Consider the following 22,868-nt stretch of genomic DNA (forward strand, 5'->3'; position numbering starts at 1 on the left):
GAAAGAATCACCCCGTTCCGTCAGGCATCAACTGGACAACAGCTCCTCCGGGCAGCATCTCCACCCGGCCGGCAAGCTCAAGTTCGGTGAGCACCGTCAGAACCGCCGAGACCGAGAACTGACAGCGCCGCACCAGATCGTCAACCGGGACCGGTGTGAATGAGATAAGTGAAGGAATCATTCTTCTCACACGATCAAGGTCGGCATCACCCGTTAGGGAGGGCGCTCCCCACTCCTCCTGAGCCTCTGCAAACCCGGGCGACATCTGTCCCGCTGCCGCATGAGCGTGGCGAAGATAAGGCAGAATATCGTCAATCGTTTCGACCAGATGCGCATTACGACTGCGCAAAAGATCGTTACTGCCCCGACAGCGCGGGTCCAGCGGCGATCCCGGCACGGCGAAAAGGGCGCGGCTGTAACGATCCGCCAACTGCGCCGTAATCAGACTTCCCGAGTTCATGGCGGCTTCCACAACCACCGTGCCTAGGGACAATCCGGCAATGAGACGGTTTCGGCGTGGAAAATGACGTGCCTGTGGCTGTGTGCCCAAAGGCGCTTCCGTCACCACCGCGCCTTTTTCTGCGAGCAACGCCTGCAGGACGGCATTTTCGGCCGGATAGACAACATCCAGTCCGCCCGCGATGGCCGCGACCGAACTGCCCCATTCCGGAAATTCACCATGCAGCGCACCCCGATGCGCCGCCGCGTCGATCCCGCGGGCCAGACCGGAAATCACCGTAATTCCGGCATGGGACAATTCTGTCGAAAGACTTTCCGCGAACCGCATCCCTGCCGCGGAGGCATTACGCGCCCCCACGATTCCCACACTGCGCGGAGCCGACAGGCAGGCCGGACTGCCGAGCATGGAAAGAATGGGCGGCGAATCAGGAAGTTCGGCCAGAAGCGGTGGATAATCAGGATCGAACAGAGTGAGGATTCTGCCGCCAAGCGACAGCACGCCTTCGATTTCCCGCTCGATTTCGGCCTGTTCCGGAATTCTCAGCGGCCCTTTGCGACCGCCGCGCCGCGCCCGTTCAGGCAGAGCCGCCAACGCCTCTTCCGCTGACGGATGATCGTGCATGAGACGACGCCATGTTACCGGACCAACATTCTCGGTGCGCGCCAGCCGTAGCAGCGCTGGCAGATCGGGGTTCAGACGCCCGTCGCCGTTCACCGTGATGACTGGCCGATTCTGGGTTCGGTCCCATTCAGAAGACGACCGATATTGGTGCGATGCCGCATGAAGATGATGAAGGCGACCAGCACCCCGGCCAACGGCTTTTCCGATCCTGAAAAGGAATGTCCATTCTGGAAGAACAGAATCACAGGCATGCAGGCGAAGGCCAGCAACGCCCCGGCAGAAGAAATGCGCGTCACTTTCGCACCCACCACCCAGATTAGACAGCAGGCCAGACCGGCAAGCGGCGACATCGCCAGCACGACACCGAGTCCCGTAGCCACACCTTTTCCGCCCCTGAACCCGAGCCACAGGGGAAAGCAGTGGCCCAGAACGGCAAAGATCGCCGCCAGAGACGCAGCCCGGTCACCGAGTTCCGGCGGCGTCATCACCCAGGCGATGAGGACTGCGAGCGCGCCTTTCAGGCCATCCAGCAGGAGCGTTGCGGCGGCGAGCTTCCTGTTGCCCGTGCGCAGGACATTGGTCGCGCCGATATTGCCTGAACCGATCTGACGGATATCGCCCTGCCCGGATGCCGCCGTCAGCAGCAGGCCGAAAGGAATGCTTCCCAGCATGTAGGACAGCAGCATCACGCCCGCCAGCAACGTGCCGGGTGACTCGAAAAAATTCACGCAGCACCTCCGAAGACCCGACGCCCGTTCTTCCAGGTACCCATGACCTTCCCTTCCAGCGCCCTGCCATCGAACGGCGTGTTCTGGGCGTGACCGGGAAGCTCGCCCGCAATGACCTGCCATGCCCGGTCGGGATCAAACAGACAGAGGTCCGCCGGCGCTCCGGCGGCGAGCGTCCCCACAGGCCGCGCACCACCGCGTGCTGCTGCCCCATTCACGCCGAGCAGAACAGCGGGCCTGCACGTCAGCAGCGCCAGCGCGTCGCTCAGAGACAGGGTGCCGTCGTGATAGCGCGTCAGTGTGACGCCGAGCAGCGTGGCCAGCCCGGTTCCACCCGCCGAAGCCTGCGCGAACGGCAGCCGCTTGTCGTCCGGGTCACGCGGCGCATGATCGGAGGCGATGGCGTCGATCGTCCCGTCCGCCAGAGCCGCGCAGATGGCCAGCCGGTCATCCTCGCGACGCAGAGGCGGCGAGAATTTGGCGTAGGTCCGGAAGTCGCCAATCGCCGTTTCATTGAGATCAAAATATTGGGGAGCCGTATCACAGGTCACGCGCACGCCACGCGCCTTGGCCTGACGGATCAGTTCTACGCCCTCACCCGTCGAGACATGCCCGAAATGCAGGCGGCCGCCGGTCATCTCCACCAGCCGGATGTCACGGGCGATCATGATCGCTTCCGCTGCCGTCGGAATTCCGGGTAGGCCGAGACGCAGGGCCAGTTCGCCTTCCGTCGCACAGCCGCCAGCCAGTGTCGGTTCTTCCGGATGCTGCACCACCAGCGCATCGAAAGCCTGCGCATAAGTCAGCGCCAGCTTCATCTGACGCGCCGAGGCGATGGCGCGATTACCGTCCGTGAAGGCCACGGCGCCGGCTTCAGACAGCAGGCCGATCTCGGCCAGTTCAGCGCCCTGACAGCCCTTGGTGAGCGCACCGTATGGCAGGATCGAAACGTAATCAGGCTCCTCGCCACGGAACCGCAGCATCCGCACCATGGCGGGATCGTCGATGGGAGGAGAGCCGGTCGGCAGCACGGCGACCGTTGTCACACCGCCCGCAAAGGCAGCGCGGGAAGCCGATTTGACTGTTTCACGATATTCGTGGCCCGGCTCGCCGATCTCGACACGCATATCGACAAGACCGGGACAGAGAACTGCCCCCTGTCCGTCCACAATCTCGGCGCCTTCCGGCTTGCCCTCGGCGTCAGGCAGATCATGTCCCACGATCACGCCGTCACGCACCAGAAGCCGTCCCTGCCGATCCAGTCCGGATGCAGGATCAATCAGGCGTACATTTTCGAAAACGGTGCAGGTGCTCATGACCGGCCTCCACGGGACAGACGATCCAGCACGGCCATGCGCACCGCAACACCCATCTCCACCTGCTCACGGATCACGCTCTGGTCGGAATCCGCGATCTGGCTGGCAATCTCCACGCCACGGTTCATCGGACCGGGGTGCATGACCAGCGCGCCCGGTTTCGCCAGATCGAGCCTGCGCTGATCAAGGCCGTAATAGCGGAAATACTCACGGGCGCTGGGGATCAGGCCGCCGGACATCCGCTCTTTCTGAAGACGCAGCATCATCACCACGTCAACATCACGCAAACCGGTTTCCATCGAATGATGCACTTCAACACCGAGGCTGGCCATCGAACGCGGCACCAGCGTCAGAGGGCCGACCAGACGGACCTTGTTCGCCATGGATGTCAGCAGATGGATATTGGACCGCGCCACACGGGAATGGGCTATGTCGCCACAGATGGCGACGGTCAGCCCTTCGAGACGGCCCAGATGACGGCGGATGGTCAGCGCATCAAGCAGCGCCTGCGTCGGGTGCTCATGCGTGCCATCGCCTGCGTTGATAACGGCAGCATCGACCTTCTGCGCCAGCAGCGCAGGCGCGCCGGACTGGGAATGACGCACCACCAGCAGGTCGGTGCGCATGGCGTTCAGCGTCGCCGCCGTATCCAGCAGCGTCTCGCCCTTGTTTACGGATGACTGCGCGACCGACATGTTCACCACGTCAGCCCCAAGGCGCTTTCCCGCCAGCTCAAAGGACGTGCGCGTGCGCGTGCTGTCCTCGAAGAACAGGTTGATGAGTGTGCGTCCCCGCAGCAGATCCCGCGGTGTCTTGCGGGACCGGCTCAGGAGCGCATAGCTCTCCGCCAGATCAAGAATGGGTTCTATCCGGGAGGGGTGCATCCCCTGAATCCCGAGAAGGTGTCGGTCCGAGGGACCGAAAAAACGGGAGCCCCCGGACGACGCCTCAGCCATTCTGAACGGCCCCTATCCGTGCCAGCACTTCATCACGCCCCAGAGCCGCCGCCGTGGCGTCAATGCCCGGCGAGACCGTCGTGCCGCACAGCGCGGCGCGCAGCGGCTGGGCGACTTTTCCCAGTTTCAGCTCACGCTTTTCAGCGAACAGTTTGAGCGCTTCATGGATCGGCTCCGCCGTGAAGGGCTCGACCACGGCCAGATCACGGGCCAGATCAGCCAGCATCTCCCGGTTTTCAGGAGTAAGCTGCTTCTCGGCCTTGGCGTCGAAGGACAGCGGCACCTGACGTCCAAGGAACGCGGCACTGTCCGTGAGTTCGACCAGCGTGCGGGCGCGCTCCTTGAGGCCGGGCATCAGTTCCAGCACGCGCCTGCGTACTTCCGGACCTGTTTCCACACCCTCACGACCAGCCAGACGCTCCATCACGTCATTGGTCAGACGCTCATCATCGGCTTCACGCAGATAGACGGCGTTGACGTGTTCCAGCTTGGTGTAATCCATCCGCGACGCCGAGCGGCCTACGCCGGAGAGGTCGAACAGACGGATCTGCTCGTCGCGGGACAGGATCTCGGCGTCGCCGTGACCCCAGCCGAGACGCAGCAGGTAGTTGCAGAGCGCTTCCGGCAGATAGCCCATCTCGCGGAATTCGACCACCGACTGCGCGCCATGACGCTTGGACAGTTTCGCGCCATCGGGACCGTGGATCAGTGGCAGATGCGCGAAGCGCGGTGCTTCCCAGCCCATCGCACGATAGATCATCAGCTGACGGAAGGTGTTGGTCAGGTGGTCGTCGCCACGGATGACATGGGTGATCTCCATGTCGTGGTCATCCACCACCACGGCGTGCTGGTAGGTTGGGGTGCCGTCGGAGCGGAGGATGATCATGTCGTCCAGCTCGGCATTGGCCACGCGGACCTCGCCCTGCACGAGATCCTCGATCACGTTCTCGCCCTCATGCGGGGCCTTGATGCGGATGGCGTACGGCGCGCCAGCAGGCGCTTCGGACGGGTCACGATCGCGCCACATGCCGTTGTAACGGGGCGGCCTGCCCTCCGCCACGGCGGTCTCGCGCATTTCCTTCAGTTCTTCCGGCGTGCAGAAGCACTTGTAGGCCTTGCCTTCCGCCAGAAGCTGGAGGGCGACTTCCCTGTGGCGGTCTTCCCGCGCGGACTGGAATACGGGTTCACCGTCCCATGTCAGCCCCATCCATTTCAGGCCATCGAAAATCACGTCCACGGCTTTCTGCGTGGAGCGTTCCTTGTCGGTGTCCTCAATGCGGAGCACGAACTGGCCACCGCAATGGCGGGCATAGAGGAAATTGAAGAGGGCGGCGCGGGCGTTGCCGATATGCAGCAACCCGGTCGGGGATGGGGCAAAGCGCGTACGAACGGTCATGACCGGGTGCATATCACGGAGCCGGAGGGACGGCTATGGAGATTTCGGAAACACCTCCCTGAAGGAGACGCACCCGTCATGCCTGACGGAGAATTGCGGCTCTACCGGATGGCGGGCTGCAACCGCACCATTTCCCGAAGAGCGAAACGCAGTTCCGTCTGGTCACCCGGCATCCGATCGATGTACCGCAGCAGAACAGGCAGTATCGCCGCCGCACGTTCCTGATCCTGTCGCCACAGACGCAGGAACACCTGCAGCTGGCGTGCAAGCCACGGGGAACAGGCCTTGCTCTGCGCCCGTTCCTGCACTTCGATGACATACATGCCGACCGTCATGATCGCCATATGCTGCGAGAAGCGGGCGAAAACCACGTCATCCGGCACATTGCGGGCCGTGCGCACCGTCCGGACCATGCTGTCCGCGTTCATGATCAGCCAGGCGCGCTCGGACATGCGACTGCGCGGGTAGGTCAGATCACGCAGACACCGCTGCGCCCACACGATGGTCCGGCGCAGATGGTCATCAGGACGGAACGTCAGCACAAAGCGGAACATGACAGCGGAGAAAAACACGGCGCCGAGAAAGGCGGAGGTGCCATTCAGGAATGAAATCTCGTCATAGCGCCCGGTGTTCGCAGGACCGATCAGGACCGGCAGGAACATGTTGAAGGAAAAGGCGTGATTGACCAGCCGTGGCGTGCGGGCCGCCAGACCACCCGCCACCATCGGCACCATCAGCGCGCCCGCCAGAAGCTCCGGCGAAGTCACGCCCGGCACCACCAGCACAACGAAGATTCCCGCCACAAATGCGCACCACATCGCGCCGCGCACAAAACCGCCCGTCGCCAGTGTCGGCGTTTCCCGCGTCGCGAGCAGTCCATAGACCAGCGCGACATAGGACACGAAGGTGATGCCGGACGGCCACCCGGTGACTTCCCACAACAGCCACGCCCCCATGATCCCGGCGGCTGCGCGCAAGCCGTTGCGCATGCCTTCCACGCCCTGCCGCACGGAACGGGACGTAAAGCGGAATCGGTCGCCACGTTGGGGAGAGATGATCATCCGGACATGCCCGTCGGCATTGGCAAGGCTGCGCTCGATGGAGGGCCTGCCAGCCTCCGCCCTCCTCCGCGCGAACGCCGCCAGCAGCGACGCCAGAGCGGCGCGGGCATGGTCCGCCGCCCGTCCGGCTGTCGGCCCCATTTCCAGCACGTCGTATTCAATGCGGGTGGCCGCCGCCATGATGTCAGCCAGAAGAGCCTGCTGCACGGGTCGTGAGAAATCCACCGTCTGAAGCATTGCGCTGGTATGAGCGGCGACACTTCTCAGGCGCTTCACGAGGTTTCGACGCGCGTTTCCTTCCATATCCGGAAGGCACATCATCGTCGCCACACCTTCACAGATGATACCCAGAATGATGTACGTTCCCCGCGCCATCGCCACGGAGAAGGCGGCGTCCGGGTCCGGGATGGCGTCCACCGCGACGATGGCCGTGGTGAAACCGGCCACCAGAAAGCCGTAGCTCCGAAATCCGTCGAAGAAGGTGGCGCAGCCGCAGCACAGGCCGATCCATGCGGCCAGCCCCACGAAGAAAATGGCCGCCTGCTGGGGAAAGGACGCAATCAGCGCCACACCGACGGAACAGCCCACCACTGTTCCGACCATCCGCCACCGGGCCTTGGAAATCGACTCACCGCGGGAAGCTGTGGCGACCACCCAGACCGTCAGCGGCGCCCATTGCGGGCTCCCCAGTTCCATCCACATGGCGACAAGCAGGGAAAAGATCGCCGCACAGGAAGTGCGCACTGCGAAGCCGAGATTCGCAGGCGACGGCGCGAAAAGCCAGCTCCAGTTCCGCTCTGCCGCCGCCGTTGTCACGCTCGCCCCGTTCCCTGCTCATCAGTTGATCATGGCGTTGCAAGCAGACGATAGCGCGGAAAAAGTCCAAGTCTTTCTTGTGATGGAATCATAAACAGCGCTTATAATACAGCTTTCAAAGCACGAGAGCGCTCGTCAGATCCAGACCGCTCACAGTGTTCCAGGCGCACTGCATCAGGGCGCTCATCAGAGGACGCCGGAGCCTGATCAGCCCCACCGGCACCTCAGGCGAAGGCTCCAGACGACGGATGTTCAATCCCTGCCCTTCACTGCCGGGAGGAAGTGCGGCGATTGGCAGAATGGACGCCAGCCTTCCCGCCTTCAGTTCGGCATGCAGCAGCGCCAGCGCATTGGTCTCGAACTGGATGTCCGGCTTTTTCACCCCCGCTTTCTCAAAAGCCGCGTCCACGATCTGACGGCTTTTCATCGAACGGTCGAAGAGACAGAGCGGCAGTTCGGCTGCCTGCGACCAGTTGCAGCGTGTCCGCCCCGGCAACGCGACACCCGGAGCGGCGGCCAGAACATGCTGTTCCTTGTAGAGGGTATGTCCTTCAATATTGGGAACGGCCGTCTGCTGGTCGAGATAGACCAGCCCCAGATTGAAACGCTCTTCCGTCAGCCCATGCATTACCTCTGCAGAAGAGACGACCGTCACTTCCAGATGCAGGGCCGGAATCGCGGCACGCAGGCTTTCCGCCAGCAGCGGCGCAATCTGTACGGCGGGCGGCATGATACCGATGGACAGCGAACCACCTGCCACGTCATGCGCGAACCCCGCTTCCTGTTTCAGCCCGTCAAGCGCCGCCAGACTCTGCCGCGCCCACGCGACGACCCGTTCGCCTTCCGGCGTAAGGCCCAGAACACGGTGACGGCGGCGCACGATGGAGACGCCCAGTTCATGCTCAAGCTGCCTGATGGCCGTGGAAAGAGCGGGTTGGGAGACACCACAATGGGCTGCGGCACGGGAAAAATGCCGGAAGTGATCGAGCGCGACCAGATAACTCAACTGCCGGAGAAACATCCGATCTTCCCTTCGCCACACCTGTTCGGGTCATTCAAGAACAGCGTGTCATAGACGGAAAACACCCGATCATAAAAAACCGGACATTTCTTACAGGGATGGCGGAAAAATCTGACCGGATCTGACTGTAACCGTCCGCTTTCATCGCGGCACGATCTCTGGCGCAATCCATCTATCGGGCATGGTCGGCAGGCACCAGCATTCATCCGGATCAGGGAGCAGCCACAGACGACAGACACGAACGCTCGGTTCTCCGGACTGTCCCGATATTGCGGGAAGAATGCTGGATTTCAGGCAATTTCATTACGGATTCATCAAAAAACAAAACTGAAAGACCAATTCTGCATGGGAACATATCCGTGACCCACTGCGTTTTCGACTCAGTAGATTCGAAAAGGAAACACCATGACGACCGTATTGATAACGGGTGCAGGCACCGGTTTTGGTCATGAAGTCTCACTGCGGATGGCAGAAAAAGGGTTCAATGTCATTGCCGGCGTGGAAATCGCCGCACAGGTCTTCACCCTTTCGGAGGAAGCCCGGAAACGGGGCGTTTCTCTGCGCGTCGAGAAACTCGATGTGACCAATGATGGAGATCGGCAAAAGGCTGCGGCCTGGGATGTGGATATCCTGCTGAACAATGCCGGCATTTCCGAAGGCGGTTCCGTCGCCGACATTCCGGCGGACAATCTCCGCTGGCAGTATGAAGTCAACATCGTTGGTCCGGTCTCACTGACACAGATCGTGCTGAGGAACATGGTGAAGAAAAAGAAGGGAAAGATCGTCTTCATGTCTTCGGTGGCCGGTCTGACCACAGACCCGTTCGCGGGAGCCTATTCCTCCTCCAAACACGCTATCGAGGCGATCGCGTCCGCCCTCAGTCAGGAAGTCAAGGAATTCGGGATCGAAGTGGCGACGGTCAATCCCGGTCCGTTCCTCACCGGTTTCAACGACCGCATGTTCGAGACCTGGGAAAGCTGGGAAGATGATCCATCAGAGCGTCTCTTCGACTACAGCAAGATCGCCTTCCCTCATGAGCAGTATGACCCCGAGCCGGTCTTTGAAACGACCGTTGGCGTTCTGACCGGTGAAATCGAGACCTACCGGAATGTCGAACCCAAGGAGATCATCGCCGAGCAGCGTGAGCAGCTCAATGCCGTCTGGACGCAGAAGGTTACGGATGGACTGGGACAGCGCGCGCCTCTCGTGCAGAAGGCTTATGACATCAAGCCCGGCACGCCGGTAAAGGAAGGCTGACCATCCAGCCACCCCTTTCGACTTCGGGTAAACGCATCCAAGAATTATGAGACAAAAAAAAGCCTGCCTCTGCTTTCGCGGAGGCAGGCTTTTCAACACATCACGACAGGCAGTTACGCTTATTCAGCAGCAACAGCCACGCTTCGGTTCGGAACAATGACCGAAACCACGCCAGCCACGATGATGTTGACCACCAGAGCAAGCAACCCCGTGGAAACCAGTTCGGACCAGCCGCCGATGGCGAGTGTGTGGACCGGTTTCAGACCATCAGACCAGCACATTGCCAGACCGAAGACCGTGCCGACCACCCAGCCTGACAGCATCCCGGTTGATGAGAACCGGAATTTGGTGAGACCAAGGATCAGCGCAGGGAATGTCTGAAGAATGATGACGCCCCCCAGCAACTGAAGGTCGATGGCGAACTTTGCGTTCAGGAACATCACGCAGAGCAGAGCGCCGAGCTTCACACCGAACGCCGCGATCCGCGAAGTCGTCACACCTGCATAGCTCTTCGGCAGGATGTTGTTCGTCAGCAGGTTCGCCGCACCGATCGCCATGACGGCGGCAGGAACGAGCGCGCCCACAGCAATGGCCGCGAAGGCGAAGCCTGCGAACCAGTCGGGGAACAGCTTCAGGAACAGGTAAGGCACCACCATGGAGGACACGGTCGTGTCGATCCCGGCGACGTGCGCCATCATGCCGAGCAGGGCGATCAGTCCGAGCACAATGGTGTAGATCGGTAGATAAACAGCATTCTGTCGGACCGTATCAGCGGATTTCGCCGCCAGAATACCAGTGAGTGTGTGCGGATACAGGAACGCAGCCAGCGCGGAAGAAAGCGCCAGTGTCGCGTATGGCATCATCTGCCCTGCCTTCATCACGTGATCAGCGTCAGGCATCGCCACAACACTGTTCATGACGTCGAACATGTGGCCATAGCCGCCAAGCTTGATCGGGATCAGCGTCACGGCGGCAATCACCGCGATATAGATCATGATGTCCTTGATGAACGCCGTCAGCGCAGGCGCATGAAGACCACCGAGCCACGTATAGGCAGCGAGCGAGACAAAGGCGATGACCAGCGGAATCTGGCCCGAAAAGCCAAGAGCCTCAACGACCGTACGGATACCGATCAGCTGGAGCGCAATATAGGGCATGACCGCGATCAGCCCGGAAAACGCAACAGCCAGTTCAAGGGTGCGGCTACCGAAGCGGGCCCGGATCATGTCCGCCGCAGTAGCATGACCGCCATCGTTGGCGATCTTCCACAGCTTCGGCATGACGATGAAGATGAACGGATAGACGATGATGGTGTAGGGTAGCGCAAAGAAGCCATAAGCGCCGACCGCATAGACCAGCGCCGGAACCGCGATGACGGTATAGGCTGTATAGAAGTCGCCGCCGACCAGAAACCAGGTGACCCAGGCCCCGAACTCACGTCCACCCAGCCCCCACTCTTCCGTGTCGTGGCCGCTATGCCCTTCGGCCGGCGCGGAAGATGGCGTTTTTTTTCCGCCTGAAAACCAGCCTTTCCAGTGAGAAACCGTGCTACCTGCGACAATCGTCAACCCGAAGAACAGGATGAAGACGACAAGCGCGATCGTATCAGATGCGGGAATGCTGTTCATGACTGCGCTCCCTTTTTCCAGGCAAGCCAGATCAGAACTGATGTCACCGGCACCCACGCGAACTGGTACCAGTAGAAAAACGGGAATCCGAACAGCATCGGGGTCTGGTGGTTATAGAAGGGCACCCACAGCAACCCGACAAAGGGCGCGAGGAGCAGGATATTGAAAATTTTCATTCAGCGACCACTTCTTATTATTCGTGTGTGTGTCGGATTTGTTGACACTGTAAAATGACCATCGGGAAGTCAATAGAACTTCCCGTGAAAGCGCAGTTTGATGCCATTTTCACAAGCTTTTCATCCGGCCCTCGATCACACCCGCCTCGGCGGTCTGTTTTACGATGTCGTGCAACCCGCTCACTTCCCCACACACACGCTCCGTTATCGTAACGATCGGGCAGCGTCCACTGTCGGCCTCGACACGCTGACCGAGGACGAATGGGTTGATCACTTTGGCCGTTTCAAACCGCTCCCCGGCTCTTTGCCGCACCCGCTGGCGCTCCGTTATCACGGCCACCAGTTCCGTCAGTACAACCCTGATCTCGGCGATGGTCGCGGTTTCCTGTTCGCCCAGTTGCGTGACGACACCGGACGCCTGCTTGATCTCGGCACCAAAGGCAGCGGCCGGACCCCATGGTCACGGGGCGGCGATGGTCGCCTGACCCTGAAAGGCGGTATTCGGGAGATTCTGGCCGCCTCCATGCTGGAAGCATTGGGCGTTGAAACCTCCCGCGCCTTCAGCCTGATCGAAACGGGCGAAAATCTGGAACGACATGACGAGCCATCCCCGACGCGCTCGGCTGTTCTTGTGCGGCTCGGTCACTCACACATCCGTATCGGAACCTTCCAGCGCCTTGCGGCCAATGCCGAGACAGAAGCGCTGAAGCAGCTCGGTACCTATGTCCGGGAAACCTACTACCCAGACCTTTCCATCCCGGAAGACGGCAACGAAGCCCTGATCCTGTTTGAGGCCGTCTGCGGTCGCGTCGCCCGTGTAGGCGCGCAGTGGATGGCGGCGGGCTTTGTGCATGGCGTTCTGAACACGGACAATATCGCCATCACGGGCGAGAGTTTCGATTATGGCCCGTGGCGGTTTCTGCCCCGGTTCGATGCAGGCTTTACCGCCGCGTATTTCGACCATAACGGGCTTTACGCCTATGGACGCCAGCCACAGGCGCTGCTGTGGAATCTGGCCCGTCTGGCGGAATGCCTGCTGGAATTTGCCCCTCATGCCGGGCTGACGGACGTTCTTTCCGGCTTTCCTGCGCTTTATGAACGCGAACTGGACCTCGCATGGTGCCGTCGTCTTGGCGTCAATCCGGATACTCCCGAGGCCGACCGCGCCCTTCGCCATGCGGTGACGCTGTTCATGGAAACCTCCGGCATTCCGTTCCATTGCCTTCCCTTCGACTGGTATGGTGGCAGTGGTGGTGCGGAGCGTGCGCTGAATGGCGAGCGTGGTGATCTCTATCGTGACAGCGCCTTTGCAGAGGCGCGCGACCTGCTCGAAAAACGGACCCCGGTCGCCTCCTATTCCGCAGATCATCCATATTTTTCAGGCGGTCAGCCCTGTAACATGCTCATCACGACGGTCGAGGCTCTCTGGACAAAACTGAGCGAGCAGGATGACTGGTCCGCGCTTGACGCCAAGCTGGCTGAAATCGATCTGATGGCCGACGCTCTGGGTCAGTATCGCGCCCTGTGAGCATGAAGTCGGAGAAACCTCCTTCATGAACTCAAAAAATCTTCGCTTTTTGGACATATCCGGGCTTTAAGAACGGTTCTTCACCTTTAGGATGCACCCTGCACGCGATATGTTCGCATTCCATGCGACCGTATGAGGCGGGCGTATCCAGCCTTTGAACACTGCAACCTTGGGACCGGTTTCTTGGCGCGTATCAGCCGCATCCTTCCAGCCAGCCTTTCATCCGCCACGACGAAAACGTCGCTGAAACGCCGAGGTGATGAACTCGGCGGTGTTCTGCTGTGGGTGCTGGCGCTCGTCCTGACAGCCTGTTTCTGGAGCTATGACCCGCTCGACCCCTCCCCGGATGTGTCGACCGACAGAGCGCCTACGAACCTGCTTGGACGACCGGGAGCCTTTCTGGCCGATATTCTCATTCAGGCTGTGGGTCTCTCCACGGCGCTGCTGATTGTCGCCCTCGCCGCGTGGGGATGGAGAATCTTCCGGCATCGCGGTCTGAGCGTCTTCGTAATACGGGCTGTCGCCCTCTGTTTCCTCCTTCCAGTGGGGGCGGCTCTTCTTGCGGCGCTCCCCATTCTGATCACGGCCTTTCACGCACCGGCATGGCCATCCGACGCAGGCATAGGCGGCGGGATCGGAGCCAGCATAGCGCGGGAAGCCGTTGCCGCCGGAATGTCCGCCATTGGGCCTGCGGGCGGCGTCATCATCTGGTTCCTCGGCCTGATCCTTGCCGTTCTTCTGGGCGCGCTGGCGTTCGGGCTCGACAAGAATGAATGGAACAGCATCGCCCGACTGACAGGCGCGACCATGCTGCTCATCGGTCGGCAGCCCGGTCGCCTCGCCAAAGTGATTATTGCCCGTCAGCGTCGGGTTCTTCCGGGGCAGGAGGACGCATACGCCCGCAGCGACTACGGCAACGGTTATGAAACAGCCGGTTCCGAAACTGGTTTTGTCGAACAGGACAACGGCAGCAAACGGTCGTGGATTCCCCGGCGCGCCAAGGCTTCCACCGCCTCGGCCGGGCAATATCTTGCAGCAAAAGCAGCGCAGGAAACCCGCTTCGCACCTCCGCCGCCGCGTTCCGAAACGGCAAGACAGCCTGCCGCCACCAGAAGCGCCGCCCCTACAGGCACCGATCTCGCTCTTCTGGCGCCCTCACCGGAATCACCTCCGGCAAACCGTCCGACTGGCCGCAGGCCCGCCAACACGGTTAACGAGGACGAAGCTGTCTACGCCCTGCCCGGCCCGGTAAATGATGCCCCGCCGCCGACCGAGCGCCTCTCAGCGTATCGGGATGAGCAGGCTGATGCTTCTGCTGATCTTCAGGCTCCGGCTCCCTTGCAGCCGGCATCGCCACCTCCGGCGACCCGGCCTGAACCCGTCACGCAGTCTGCCGGTTACGGCGCGCCTGCTGAAGGTGAAGGCAAGAAGTCCCTGCTTTCCAAACTCTTCGGGGGACGCTCGGAAAATGATGGAGGGTCAGCAGCAGGTCGACGGGAAGCTGCAAAGGCGTCTCAGGGCTGGGTTCTGCCACCTGTCTCTCTGCTGAAACTTCCCCCCGCCTCGCGGGCCGCCATGGCGCCATCGCGGGAAATGCTGGAAGGAAACGCCCGGCTTCTCGAAACGGTTCTTGCGGACTTCGGCGTGCAGGGACGGATCGTCGATCTGCATCCCGGCCCCGTGGTCACGCTGTACGAGCTTGAGCCAGCCCCCGGCATTCGCGCTGCCCGTGTCATCGGTCTGGCGGACGATGTCGCCCGTTCCCTGTCCGTGCTCAGCGTCCGTATCGCCACGGTTCCCGGCCGCAATGTCATCGGTATCGAAGTCCCTAACGCGACCCGCGAGACGGTGTATCTCTCCGAACTGTTCAAATGCCCCGAATGGGTGAACACGACAGCCCGCCTTGAACTGGCTCTCGGCAAGGATATCGCTGGCGAACCGGTCTTCGGCGACCTCGCCAAGATGCCGCATCTTCTGGTCGCAGGCACCACCGGCTCCGGTAAGTCGGTCGGGATCAACGCGATGATCCTGTCACTGCTTTTCCGACATTCGCCGGACGAGTGCCGCCTGATCATGATCGACCCCAAGGTGCTGGAACTGTCGATCTATGACGGCATCCCTCACCTGCTGACGCCTGTCGTCACCGAGCCGAACAAGGCCGTCACCGCCCTGAAATGGGTCGTGCGCGAGATGGACCGCCGCTATCGCGCCATGGCGCATCTGCAGGTGCGTAACATCGCCGGTTACAATGAACGGGCTGCGCAGGTTCGGGAGCGCGGCGAGGAAGTGACCCGTCGCGTCCAGACCGGCTACGATCCGGAAACGGGCAACCCGATTTTCGAAGAACAGTCTCTGACGCTCGACCCCCTGCCCTTCATCGTTGTGGTCATTGACGAAATGGCCGATCTGATGATGACGGCAGGAAAGGAAATCGACGCCGCCGTCCAGCGTCTCGCGCAGAAAGCCCGTGCGGCGGGTATCCACGTCATCATGGCGACGCAGCGTCCGTCCGTGGACGTGATTACCGGCACCATCAAGGCCAACTTCCCGACGCGTATTTCCTTTCAGGTCATCAGCAAGTTCGACAGTCGAACGATCCTTGGCGAACAGGGCGCGGAACAGTTGCTCGGTCAGGGCGACATGCTGTTCATGCAGGGCGGCGGTCGCATCACCCGCGTGCATGGTCCATTCGTTGCCGATAGCGAAGTCGAGGCAGTGGTTGAATTCCTGCGCGAACAGGGTGAGCCGATTTATGATGAAGACGTCATCTCCGAACGCGAGGATGACAGCGCTGCGGGAGCGTTTGAAGCCGGAAGCGGCGGTGGAGATGGCGATGCAGGCGGTCTGTATGACAAGGCGGTCGCCATCGTGATCCGCGAAGGCAAGGCGTCCACCTCCTTCGTCCAGCGTCATCTTTCGATTGGCTACAACCGTGCGGCCAAGCTGATTGAACAGATGGAGAAGAACGGTATCGTGACGGCTGCCGACCATGTGGGTCGTCGCAAGGTGCTGATCGGGCGTGGCGCAGAAGACTGATTTATCTGCGCCCCACTTTATGGAGCCATTCCGCTGCGCACCGGTCAGCAGAATGGCTCGAACGACTTATCTGGCGTGCTTCTTCATCCGTTCAGGTGAATACGGAACCGCTCTCAATTTCAGCCTCACCCCGGTCTTAAGTTATTACTTCTGGACAGACGGTGCAGGCTTTCTCTGTTTCTGGAAACGAGTGAACGGTCATGACGGGTCTCTCTTCAACACTCCCGTTTGAAACGCTCTATGAAAGCAATCAGGCGCTCATCATCAACAAGCCCGCTGGTCTGCCGGTTCATCCCGGACCACGTGGCGGTCCAAGCGTTGAAGACTGGTTTCCCCTGATGAGCCGAAGGAAAGATGGTCCGTGGCTCGCGCACAGGCTGGACGCCGACACGGCAGGCTGCCTTGCCATTGCCCTGCGCAAACAGACATTGCTGGCGATGCAGTCCTGCTTCTCACAAGGCCTGACCCGCAAGATCTACTGGGCCATCGTGCAGGGCGTTGCTCCGGAAACAGCGGAGATTGATGAGCCTCTGAAAAAGATCAGCACGAAATCCGGTGGATGGAGAATGTGCGCCGCTCCAGACGGACAGAACGCACGGACGACATTGAGGCGTCTCGGCACGGACGGTGTGTGTTCGTGGGTAGAGCTGACGCTCCACACGGGCCGGACCCATCAGGCGCGGATACATTGCGCCCTTCTGGGCACACCCATCAAAGGCGACCCGATCTACGCCGAGGGGAAAACTGAATCTTCAGGTCCGTTACAGCTCCTGAGTCGGGAGCTTACGCTGCAACTTCCCACCCCGGTCACGGCAGTCGCGCCACCGCCGCCCCACATGGAGGCGGCTTTAAGACGCTGTGGGTATCATCCCCAAATCGGGTGACGCCCTTTCAGGACCGGACGATCAGTTGCTGACGGCGTGCCAGGACTTGCCCTGGAATTTGTAGTCCACGTGCAGTTCTTCGATGATTTCGGAGAAGACGTGGTTGTCATACACGATCATGGACGGGATCGGACGCACCCGCATGAAATCTGCATGGAACGTGCGGTTCAGAGCGCGCTCGAACACACCGGGACCGGTCTTGTAGGGGATGTACAGACCCGGATGGAGATAGCAGTTCCGATAGAGCGACAGCAGCACGTCTTCCAGAATCGGGCTGTTCGCAACCGAACCGAAGAAGTCATTATGCACCACACTGTCATGGGTCAGGAGGAACACATGTGAGTGGTGATGGGACAGTCGCTCAAAGAACACGTCTTCGGAACGGATGCGGATATCGGCGTCGAGCCACCAGCCACCCAGCTTCTGGATGACGTGAGCGCGAAGGAAATCTGCCGCCTCGGCAGGATGACGGGTGCTCAGGAACAGGTTCCGGGCTTCGACGCCATAAACCTCATACAGCCACTGGGCGGCTTCTTCCTGATTGAAAGTCTTGACCTCAACGCCTTTGAGATTGCGGTGATATTCGAAGTTACGCTCAACTTCGTCCGGCGTTTCCCTGTCCCAGTACATGAAGATCTTACGGGGGATGAGAGCGCCCGGCACACGGCTGTCAGCCACGCCGTTGCGCATCTGCTCGGTGTAGAGGCGGTTCATGACCTCCAGATACAGCCTGTCGCACTCCTCGCCCGTGTGGAACTCGTCGTAACAGTTGCCCATGATGCGGGCAGCCTTGATCAGGTCGCCTGTGGTCCATGCTGTCTGGATGCCGAGGATGTAATTGTAGAGAGGAAGCGACAGGGACCGGAGCGCGTCCATATCCGCCTGATCAAGCGGCAGACCGGCTTTCAGCTGACACAGAAGACTGACGTGCAGCAGAATGTGCGCGCCGGGGTGCTGGTCCGGAGATTTCGAATGGAGTTCATACCCGATGTGATAAACACGGGCCGCCTCCGCAACACAGCGATCGGTATGGAGAATATTGGCGAGGTAAAACGCCTTCTCGACAGTGTCGCAGCCATGCTCGTTATAATAAGCAATGGCTCTTTCATTATTTGCCAGATCGGAGGGAGTAAGATGCGGTGGCGTTACCGGTTCAGTCATTCCATTTTCTCCGACGGACTTATCTGAGCAACCTATTACCAAATCCTCAGATCGTTACAACCTGAACGAATGGTCAATAGAACCCCAGCTACTCCTGATTATCATTTTTTTTCGCTAAAAACTGAAAAAGATCATTTCATGACAGACCTCCCGCCTGGGGAGCTTTTCAGACGCGCGTGAGGCCCCCTTAACAAACCGTCGGAAGATCGTCATCGTGGCGCACATTTCTGGCTCTGTCGGCAAGGGAGGCTCTCATGACACGCCCGCAAAACATTCTGGTTCGTGGCGCAGGCGTCGCGGGCCTTGTCGCCGCTGTCAGACTGGCCAGTCGGGGAGCGCGTGTCACTCTGGCCGAAGCCGGACCGAAAGTCGGCTCGGGCGCGTCCTGGATGGCGGGAGGCATGCTCGCTCCCTGGTGCGAAGCAGAGTCAGCACCGCCAGAAGTAACCGAACGCTCCATTGATTCCCTCGCCTGGTGGCGCGCCAACGTGCCGGATGTGCAGTCCAACGGCAGTCTTGTGGTCGCCCCGCCCCGCGACACGGCGGAAGTCGCCCGGTTTGGACGCCGCACCAGTCATTTTCGGGAAATCGGTCCGCAGGAGATCGGCGAACTGGAGCCGGATCTCGCCGACCGTTTTCAGAAAGCGCTCTTCTTTCCGGAGGAAGGCCATCTCGATCCACGGAAGGCGCTCCCTGCCCTCGCTGATCGTCTGGTGAACGAACTGGGCGGCCGCCTGTTGCTGAATACACCGGCGGCGCCAACCGACGAAACTTTCGACTGGACAGTTGATGCGACAGGTCTACGTGCGCGGAAGGAACTTTCCTCGCTGCGAGGCGTGAGAGGAGAGATGCTTCTTCTTCACTGTCCGGATGTCACGCTGCACAGACCCGTGCGGATGCTGCATCCCCGGATCCCCATCTACATAGTGCCCCGCGCCGATCACCTGTTCATGGTCGGCGCGACAATGATCGAAAGCGAGAATGACGGACCGATGACGCTCCGGTCGATGAGCGAACTGCTTAACGCAGCCTGGACGCTACACCCCGGTTTCGCGGAAGCCGAGATCGTGGATATCGGGACAGGTTTAAGGCCGTCCTATCCGGATAATGTACCGCTTGTGACACAGGAAGGTCGCACCATTTTCGTCAACGGAATGTACCGCCACGGCTATCTGCTGTCGCCATGGCTGGGCGCGCAGGTCGAGAAGCTCGTATTCGATTCTTAGAAGACCCGCGACTTGCGTGGTCTTCCTGAAAGCCCCAAGTGATGCATGAACCATGCAAGTGACGACTTCTGGTCAGGGAGGCTGACATGAACATTCTGGTCAACGACGAGGCCCGCGAGGTGACCGCCGCCACTCTCGCCGCGCTTGTCGATGAACTCGGCCTGAAGGGTGCCCGGATCGCCACCGCTGTAGATGGCGACTTCGTGCCGGCCTCCCGCCGTTCTCACCTGACCATTGCAGAGGGAATGAAGATTGAAATCGTCGCTCCCATGCAGGGTGGATAAAGCAATGAAGTTTTACGGAACCGCACTTTCCTCTCCTTTGATGCTCGGAACGGCCCAGTATCCTTCCCCTGACATCCTCGCTTCCGCTGTGAAAGCGGCTCAGGCTGGGGTCATAACGGTGTCGCTGCGCCGGGAATCTGCTGGTCAGAAGGCTGGACAGGCATTCTGGTCCCTCATTCGCGAACTTGAAGTTCCGGTGCTTCCCAATACGGCTGGATGTCACACGGTCAAGGAAGCAGTCACGACAGCCCACATGGCCCGCGAGGTGTTCGAGACGGACTGGGTGAAGCTCGAAGTCATCGGCGAAGCCGATACACTCCAGCCAGATGTGTTCGGGCTTGTCGAAGCCGCGCGTATTCTCACATCTGAAGGCTTCAGGGTTTTTCCCTACACGACTGAAGACCTTGTCGTGGCGGAGAAACTTCTCGCTGCGGGCTGTGAAGTGCTGATGCCGTGGGGTGCGCCCATCGGCTCGGGCAAGGGCCTGAACAATGTGTTCGGTCTGCGCGCTCTTCGGGCTCATTTCCCGGATGTTCCGCTTGTCGTCGATGCCGGGATCGGCGTGCCATCACACGCTGCGCAGGCCATGGAACTCGGCTATGACGCGGTTCTCATCAACACGGCCGTCGCCAAGGCTGGCGATCCCGTAGCGATGGCCCGCGCTTTCAGTCTGGCTGTCGAAGCTGGCGCTCTGGCGTATAAGGCGGACCCCATGGCGGAACGTGATATGGCGGCCCCCTCCACTCCCCTGCTCGGAAAGCCTGTGCTCGCATGACCCATTTACCGCTTCCACAACGCATCTATCCTGTCGTGGATCGGGCTTTCTGGATTGATCGTCTCGGCGCGGCCGGAGCGCGTTTCATCCAGCTCCGCATCAAGGACAAAACGGGCGCAGCGCTCGTTGAGGAATTGAAGGAAGGTTTGCGCTTCGCCGAACGCCATGGCGTGTCGCTGGTCGTCAACGACTTCTGGCAGGAAGCCATTCTGTGCGGCGCCCCCTGGCTGCATCTGGGACAGGAAGATCTCGACACAGCGGACCTTGGCGCCATCCGGAAAGCAGGCATTCGGTTCGGCATCAGCACGCACTGCGTGGAAGAACTGGAGCGCGCGCTGGCGGTCAAGCCTGATTATGTCGCGCTGGGACCGATCTGGCCGACACGCCTCAAGAAGATGGCTTTTGGGCCGCAGGGCACGGAAAAACTGACTGAATGGCGGCAGCGAATTGGCGATCTTCCTTTGGTCGCAATCGGCGGCGTTACCCTCGCCCGTGCGCCGGAGTGCATTGCTGCCGGTGCGGACTGTGTTTCCGCCGTTTCCGACTTCATTCTTGCGCCTGATCCTGAAGCCCAGATTGCGGCGTGGCTGGCGGCAACAGAAAAAAACATTGCGACATAACAATACTTCAACGCACCGGCGACTGCTTAAATGTTCTTCAATAGCTCTGACTGATTATCCAGCCAGTTGGTCGGATCGAAAGTTGTTCAGCTGATACCCGTCTTAAGAAAAACTGCCAGATTTGTGGCTGCATGCGGCCTGAGCTATGGTTTTTTCATCACCATGCCAGCATGTGCAGAAGCTTTTGATTCCAAGGATGTCACCATTCTTGGCGAGGCTCTGCACTTTGTTGTGCCTCCGCCAAAGGGAGAAATCTCCGTGGCGGTCGTCTACAATCCTGCGGTGTCAGGTTCAGAGCAGGAAGCGATGCAGATCAGCAAGGCTTTCTCCGACTCTTCACAGAATATCGATATTGTCATGCACGCTTTTGCCGTGCGTCTCGATGATCTAAATCATAACACATTTGTCGCTGTTGTATCCGCCAATGGCGCGGGCACACCTACCCTGAAAAACGCGCTCACGTCACACCACGCTGTCTGCGTGACAAGCCATCTGGACCAGGTGGAGAACGGAAGTTGCCAGATTTATCTGATCTCCCAACCAACCGTCGATATCCGCCTCAATCAGGACGCCTCTGACGCAGCGGACGTGCATTTCGCGACGGCATTCAGGATTATGGTGCGCACCCTCTGATCAGCGTGTCTTCACACACTGCGCGACATAAGCCGCCATGTCCGCAATAACCTGCTCGATTTTCTGAGCAAAACGAGGATTCAGTCCGGAGCCGCCGTTGGCTCTCCGGCTCACATAAAGCGCACGATTCATCTCAAGCTGTATGGCGCTGACCCCTTCAGCAGGCTGGCCATAATGGCTGGTGATGAACCCGCCTGCGAACGGATGATTACGGGCCACTTTCATATTCTGGGCCAGCAGATTGCGGGCCAGCGCCTGCACATAATGCAGCTCGCTCGATGCGCCGAAACAGTCGCCAATCACACAATCCGCTTTTGAGCCGTCCACTCCTGCCGGCATGGAATGCATGTCGAGCAGAACACAGAAGCCGTGCTTCTCTTTCATATCCCTGATCAGTTGACGAAGCTCGGCATGGTATGGATGCCAGTAGCGTCTCAGACGAGCGGTCGTCTCCGCCATGGAGAGTTTTCCTGCATAAAGCTGCCTCCCCCCGGAAACGACTACCGGGACACTCCCCAGACCCGCACGCCCACGAGCTGAAGGGCTAAGCGCCTCTTCCTCTGCTCCGGCGATCATGGCCGGATCGAGATCGAGTGAGGCTCTGTTCACATCACAGAAGACTCTCGGAAATGTAGCTGAAAGCAGGGTCGCGCCATGGGCCGGCGCGGAAGCGACCAGAGTATCGACGTGAAAATCTTCGCCACTGCGCAGCACTTCAAGCGGCAATCTGACCTGAGCAAGAAAGCTGGGAGAATAATCACGTCCCGAATGAGGTGACGAGATAATGAGCGGTATTGATTCGCCGGCCGGACGTACAACAGTCACAGGCGGATTCGCGTGGGAACCGACAGACGTGTCTTCTTCTCTGGTGTTGAAAGAATCGCTGAAAACAGCGCCTGATTGGTCCAGCATAAGCACTCAGAACAAGGGATTATTGGGGTCGTTCTGACAGGCTACACTATTTTTCTCACATGGGCTTGCCTTCTTCGCAGAGCTCTTTTAAAAGCCCGCTTACCGAACAGATGGGCGCATAGCTCAGCGGTAGAGCACTACCTTGACATGGTAGGGGTCACAGGTTCAATCCCTGTTGCGCCCACCATCTGTTCGGTGAAAATAATTAAAATTCACGATTGCGATTTATACGAAATCTATAAAGTTTCGTGATAGAGCAGTCTCGTAAACCGCAATCCATTTCGATGCGGAAAGATTATAACTGTCCGTTACGTCAGGTCGTATCACCCGCTCCTTAAATCCAGTTGATCGTGAAAGCGGTTTTCGTGCTGCC

Annotated in this window: 20 protein-coding genes and 1 tRNA gene; 10 read left to right on the forward strand and 11 right to left on the reverse strand. The window is 60.0% G+C overall.

What is annotated here, in order from left to right:
* Positions 1-7: 7 nt before the first annotated feature.
* The 7 genes from dprA to GVI59_RS02430 form a co-directional block, all read right to left on the reverse strand.
* Positions 8-1,174 carry a DNA-processing protein DprA gene (gene dprA, locus GVI59_RS02400; RefSeq protein ID WP_173572667.1) on the reverse strand — a complete coding sequence of 389 codons (1,167 nt, stop codon included), beginning with the start codon at positions 1,172-1,174 and terminating at the stop codon, positions 8-10.
* Complete coding sequence (gene plsY / locus GVI59_RS02405; RefSeq protein WP_338422050.1) at positions 1,171-1,809, reverse strand: glycerol-3-phosphate 1-O-acyltransferase PlsY; 639 nt, start codon at positions 1,807-1,809, stop codon at positions 1,171-1,173. The genes dprA and plsY overlap by 4 nt, the downstream gene beginning before the upstream one ends.
* Positions 1,806-3,125 carry a dihydroorotase gene (locus GVI59_RS02410; protein ID WP_173572668.1) on the reverse strand — a complete coding sequence of 440 codons (1,320 nt, stop codon included), beginning with the start codon at positions 3,123-3,125 and terminating at the stop codon, positions 1,806-1,808. The genes plsY and GVI59_RS02410 overlap by 4 nt, the downstream gene beginning before the upstream one ends.
* Positions 3,122-4,081 carry an aspartate carbamoyltransferase catalytic subunit gene (locus tag GVI59_RS02415; protein ID WP_173572669.1) on the reverse strand — a complete coding sequence of 320 codons (960 nt, stop codon included), beginning with the start codon at positions 4,079-4,081 and terminating at the stop codon, positions 3,122-3,124. The genes GVI59_RS02410 and GVI59_RS02415 overlap by 4 nt, the downstream gene beginning before the upstream one ends.
* Positions 4,074-5,477 carry a glutamate--tRNA ligase gene (gene gltX / locus GVI59_RS02420; protein WP_173572670.1) on the reverse strand — a complete coding sequence of 468 codons (1,404 nt, stop codon included), beginning with the start codon at positions 5,475-5,477 and terminating at the stop codon, positions 4,074-4,076. Before gltX ends, GVI59_RS02415 begins: the two co-directional genes overlap by 8 nt.
* Positions 5,478-5,578: 101 nt before the next feature.
* Positions 5,579-7,354: an FUSC family protein gene (locus tag GVI59_RS19345; RefSeq protein WP_173572671.1), complete on the reverse strand. Its 1,776-nt coding sequence runs from the start codon at positions 7,352-7,354 to the stop codon at positions 5,579-5,581.
* A 115-nt stretch (positions 7,355-7,469) separates the two neighbouring features.
* Complete coding sequence (locus GVI59_RS02430; protein WP_173572672.1) at positions 7,470-8,375, reverse strand: LysR family transcriptional regulator; 906 nt, start codon at positions 8,373-8,375, stop codon at positions 7,470-7,472.
* A gap of 405 nt (positions 8,376-8,780) precedes the next feature.
* Here GVI59_RS02430 and GVI59_RS02435 point away from each other — a divergent pair, with 405 nt between their 5' ends.
* Positions 8,781-9,632: an SDR family oxidoreductase gene (locus GVI59_RS02435; RefSeq protein WP_173572673.1), complete on the forward strand. Its 852-nt coding sequence runs from the start codon at positions 8,781-8,783 to the stop codon at positions 9,630-9,632.
* 119 nt (positions 9,633-9,751) lie between these two features.
* On the opposite strand, the gene GVI59_RS02440 is transcribed toward GVI59_RS02435, so the two are convergent.
* On the reverse strand, positions 9,752-11,260 hold the full coding sequence (locus GVI59_RS02440) for a sodium:solute symporter family protein (protein WP_173572674.1): 1,509 nt from the start codon (positions 11,258-11,260) through the stop codon (positions 9,752-9,754).
* Entirely contained in the window at positions 11,257-11,436 is a 180-nt protein-coding gene (locus tag GVI59_RS02445) for a DUF3311 domain-containing protein (RefSeq protein WP_173572675.1), read from the reverse strand. Before GVI59_RS02445 ends, GVI59_RS02440 begins: the two co-directional genes overlap by 4 nt.
* 100 nt (positions 11,437-11,536) lie before the next feature.
* Here GVI59_RS02445 and GVI59_RS02450 point away from each other — a divergent pair, with 100 nt between their 5' ends.
* From GVI59_RS02450 to GVI59_RS02460, 3 genes are all read left to right on the forward strand, one after another.
* Positions 11,537-12,964: a protein adenylyltransferase SelO family protein gene (locus GVI59_RS02450; protein ID WP_173572676.1), complete on the forward strand. Its 1,428-nt coding sequence runs from the start codon at positions 11,537-11,539 to the stop codon at positions 12,962-12,964.
* 132 nt (positions 12,965-13,096) lie between these two features.
* A complete protein-coding gene (locus tag GVI59_RS02455) occupies positions 13,097-16,000 on the forward strand; it encodes an FtsK/SpoIIIE family DNA translocase (protein WP_408736589.1) in 2,904 nt (967 codons plus the stop codon).
* A gap of 200 nt (positions 16,001-16,200) precedes the next feature.
* Positions 16,201-16,884: an RluA family pseudouridine synthase gene (locus tag GVI59_RS02460; RefSeq protein ID WP_173572678.1), complete on the forward strand. Its 684-nt coding sequence runs from the start codon at positions 16,201-16,203 to the stop codon at positions 16,882-16,884.
* Between the two features lie 21 nt (positions 16,885-16,905).
* Here the strand turns inward: GVI59_RS02460 and GVI59_RS02465 are convergent, their stop codons facing one another.
* Complete coding sequence (locus tag GVI59_RS02465) at positions 16,906-18,045, reverse strand: glycosyltransferase family 32 protein (protein ID WP_173572679.1); 1,140 nt, start codon at positions 18,043-18,045, stop codon at positions 16,906-16,908.
* Between the two features lie 254 nt (positions 18,046-18,299).
* Here GVI59_RS02465 and thiO point away from each other — a divergent pair, with 254 nt between their 5' ends.
* The 5 genes from thiO (at position 18,300) to GVI59_RS02490 (ending at position 21,583) form a co-directional block, all read left to right on the forward strand.
* Positions 18,300-19,271, forward strand: a complete 972-nt coding sequence (thiO, locus tag GVI59_RS02470; protein ID WP_173572680.1) for a glycine oxidase ThiO — start codon at positions 18,300-18,302, stop codon at positions 19,269-19,271.
* An 86-nt stretch (positions 19,272-19,357) separates the two neighbouring features.
* On the forward strand, positions 19,358-19,555 hold the full coding sequence (gene thiS / locus GVI59_RS02475; RefSeq protein WP_173572681.1) for a sulfur carrier protein ThiS: 198 nt from the start codon (positions 19,358-19,360) through the stop codon (positions 19,553-19,555).
* A 4-nt stretch (positions 19,556-19,559) separates the two neighbouring features.
* Entirely contained in the window at positions 19,560-20,330 is a 771-nt protein-coding gene (locus GVI59_RS02480; protein ID WP_173572682.1) for a thiazole synthase, read from the forward strand.
* A complete protein-coding gene (locus GVI59_RS02485; protein WP_173572683.1) occupies positions 20,327-20,950 on the forward strand; it encodes a thiamine phosphate synthase in 624 nt (207 codons plus the stop codon). Before GVI59_RS02480 ends, GVI59_RS02485 begins: the two co-directional genes overlap by 4 nt.
* 162 nt (positions 20,951-21,112) lie before the next feature.
* Positions 21,113-21,583 carry a hypothetical protein gene (locus GVI59_RS02490; protein ID WP_173572684.1) on the forward strand — a complete coding sequence of 157 codons (471 nt, stop codon included), beginning with the start codon at positions 21,113-21,115 and terminating at the stop codon, positions 21,581-21,583.
* Here GVI59_RS02490 and GVI59_RS02495 read toward each other — a convergent pair whose 3' ends face one another.
* The gene (locus GVI59_RS02495) at positions 21,584-22,408 is read right to left on the reverse strand and encodes an N-formylglutamate amidohydrolase (RefSeq protein ID WP_173572685.1); all 825 of its coding nucleotides are present in this window, start codon (positions 22,406-22,408) and stop codon (positions 21,584-21,586) included.
* 199 nt (positions 22,409-22,607) lie between these two features.
* Between GVI59_RS02495 and GVI59_RS02500 the strand changes: the two genes are divergently transcribed.
* Positions 22,608-22,682, forward strand: a tRNA-Val gene (locus tag GVI59_RS02500).
* The last annotated feature ends 186 nt before the right edge of the window (positions 22,683-22,868 follow it).

It is taken from the genome of Acetobacter sicerae (assembly GCF_011516765.1).
Classification (GTDB): domain Bacteria; phylum Pseudomonadota; class Alphaproteobacteria; order Acetobacterales; family Acetobacteraceae; genus Acetobacter; species Acetobacter sicerae.

What these genes read in the sequence shown, in the direction of transcription:
- GVI59_RS02410 (WP_173572668.1), bottom strand. Translation starts at nt 3,125, where the DNA reads ATGAGCACCTGCACCGTTTTCGAAAATGTACGCCTGATTGATCCTGCA.
- GVI59_RS02415 (WP_173572669.1), bottom strand. Translation starts at nt 4,081, where the DNA reads ATGGCTGAGGCGTCGTCCGGGGGCTCCCGTTTTTTCGGTCCCTCGGAC.
- gltX (WP_173572670.1), bottom strand. Translation starts at nt 5,477, where the DNA reads ATGACCGTTCGTACGCGCTTTGCCCCATCCCCGACCGGGTTGCTGCAT.
- GVI59_RS02430 (WP_173572672.1), bottom strand. Translation starts at nt 8,375, where the DNA reads ATGTTTCTCCGGCAGTTGAGTTATCTGGTCGCGCTCGATCACTTCCGG.
- GVI59_RS02435 (WP_173572673.1), top strand. Translation starts at nt 8,781, where the DNA reads ATGACGACCGTATTGATAACGGGTGCAGGCACCGGTTTTGGTCATGAA.
- GVI59_RS02440 (WP_173572674.1), bottom strand. Translation starts at nt 11,260, where the DNA reads ATGAACAGCATTCCCGCATCTGATACGATCGCGCTTGTCGTCTTCATC.
- GVI59_RS02445 (WP_173572675.1), bottom strand. Translation starts at nt 11,436, where the DNA reads ATGAAAATTTTCAATATCCTGCTCCTCGCGCCCTTTGTCGGGTTGCTG.
- GVI59_RS02450 (WP_173572676.1), top strand. Translation starts at nt 11,537, where the DNA reads ATGCCATTTTCACAAGCTTTTCATCCGGCCCTCGATCACACCCGCCTC.
- GVI59_RS02455 (WP_408736589.1), top strand. Translation starts at nt 13,097, where the DNA reads ATGAGGCGGGCGTATCCAGCCTTTGAACACTGCAACCTTGGGACCGGT.
- GVI59_RS02460 (WP_173572678.1), top strand. Translation starts at nt 16,201, where the DNA reads ATGACGGGTCTCTCTTCAACACTCCCGTTTGAAACGCTCTATGAAAGC.
- GVI59_RS02465 (WP_173572679.1), bottom strand. Translation starts at nt 18,045, where the DNA reads ATGACTGAACCGGTAACGCCACCGCATCTTACTCCCTCCGATCTGGCA.
- thiO (WP_173572680.1), top strand. Translation starts at nt 18,300, where the DNA reads ATGACACGCCCGCAAAACATTCTGGTTCGTGGCGCAGGCGTCGCGGGC.
- thiS (WP_173572681.1), top strand. Translation starts at nt 19,358, where the DNA reads ATGAACATTCTGGTCAACGACGAGGCCCGCGAGGTGACCGCCGCCACT.
- GVI59_RS02480 (WP_173572682.1), top strand. Translation starts at nt 19,560, where the DNA reads ATGAAGTTTTACGGAACCGCACTTTCCTCTCCTTTGATGCTCGGAACG.
- GVI59_RS02485 (WP_173572683.1), top strand. Translation starts at nt 20,327, where the DNA reads ATGACCCATTTACCGCTTCCACAACGCATCTATCCTGTCGTGGATCGG.
- GVI59_RS02490 (WP_173572684.1), top strand. Translation starts at nt 21,113, where the DNA reads ATGCCAGCATGTGCAGAAGCTTTTGATTCCAAGGATGTCACCATTCTT.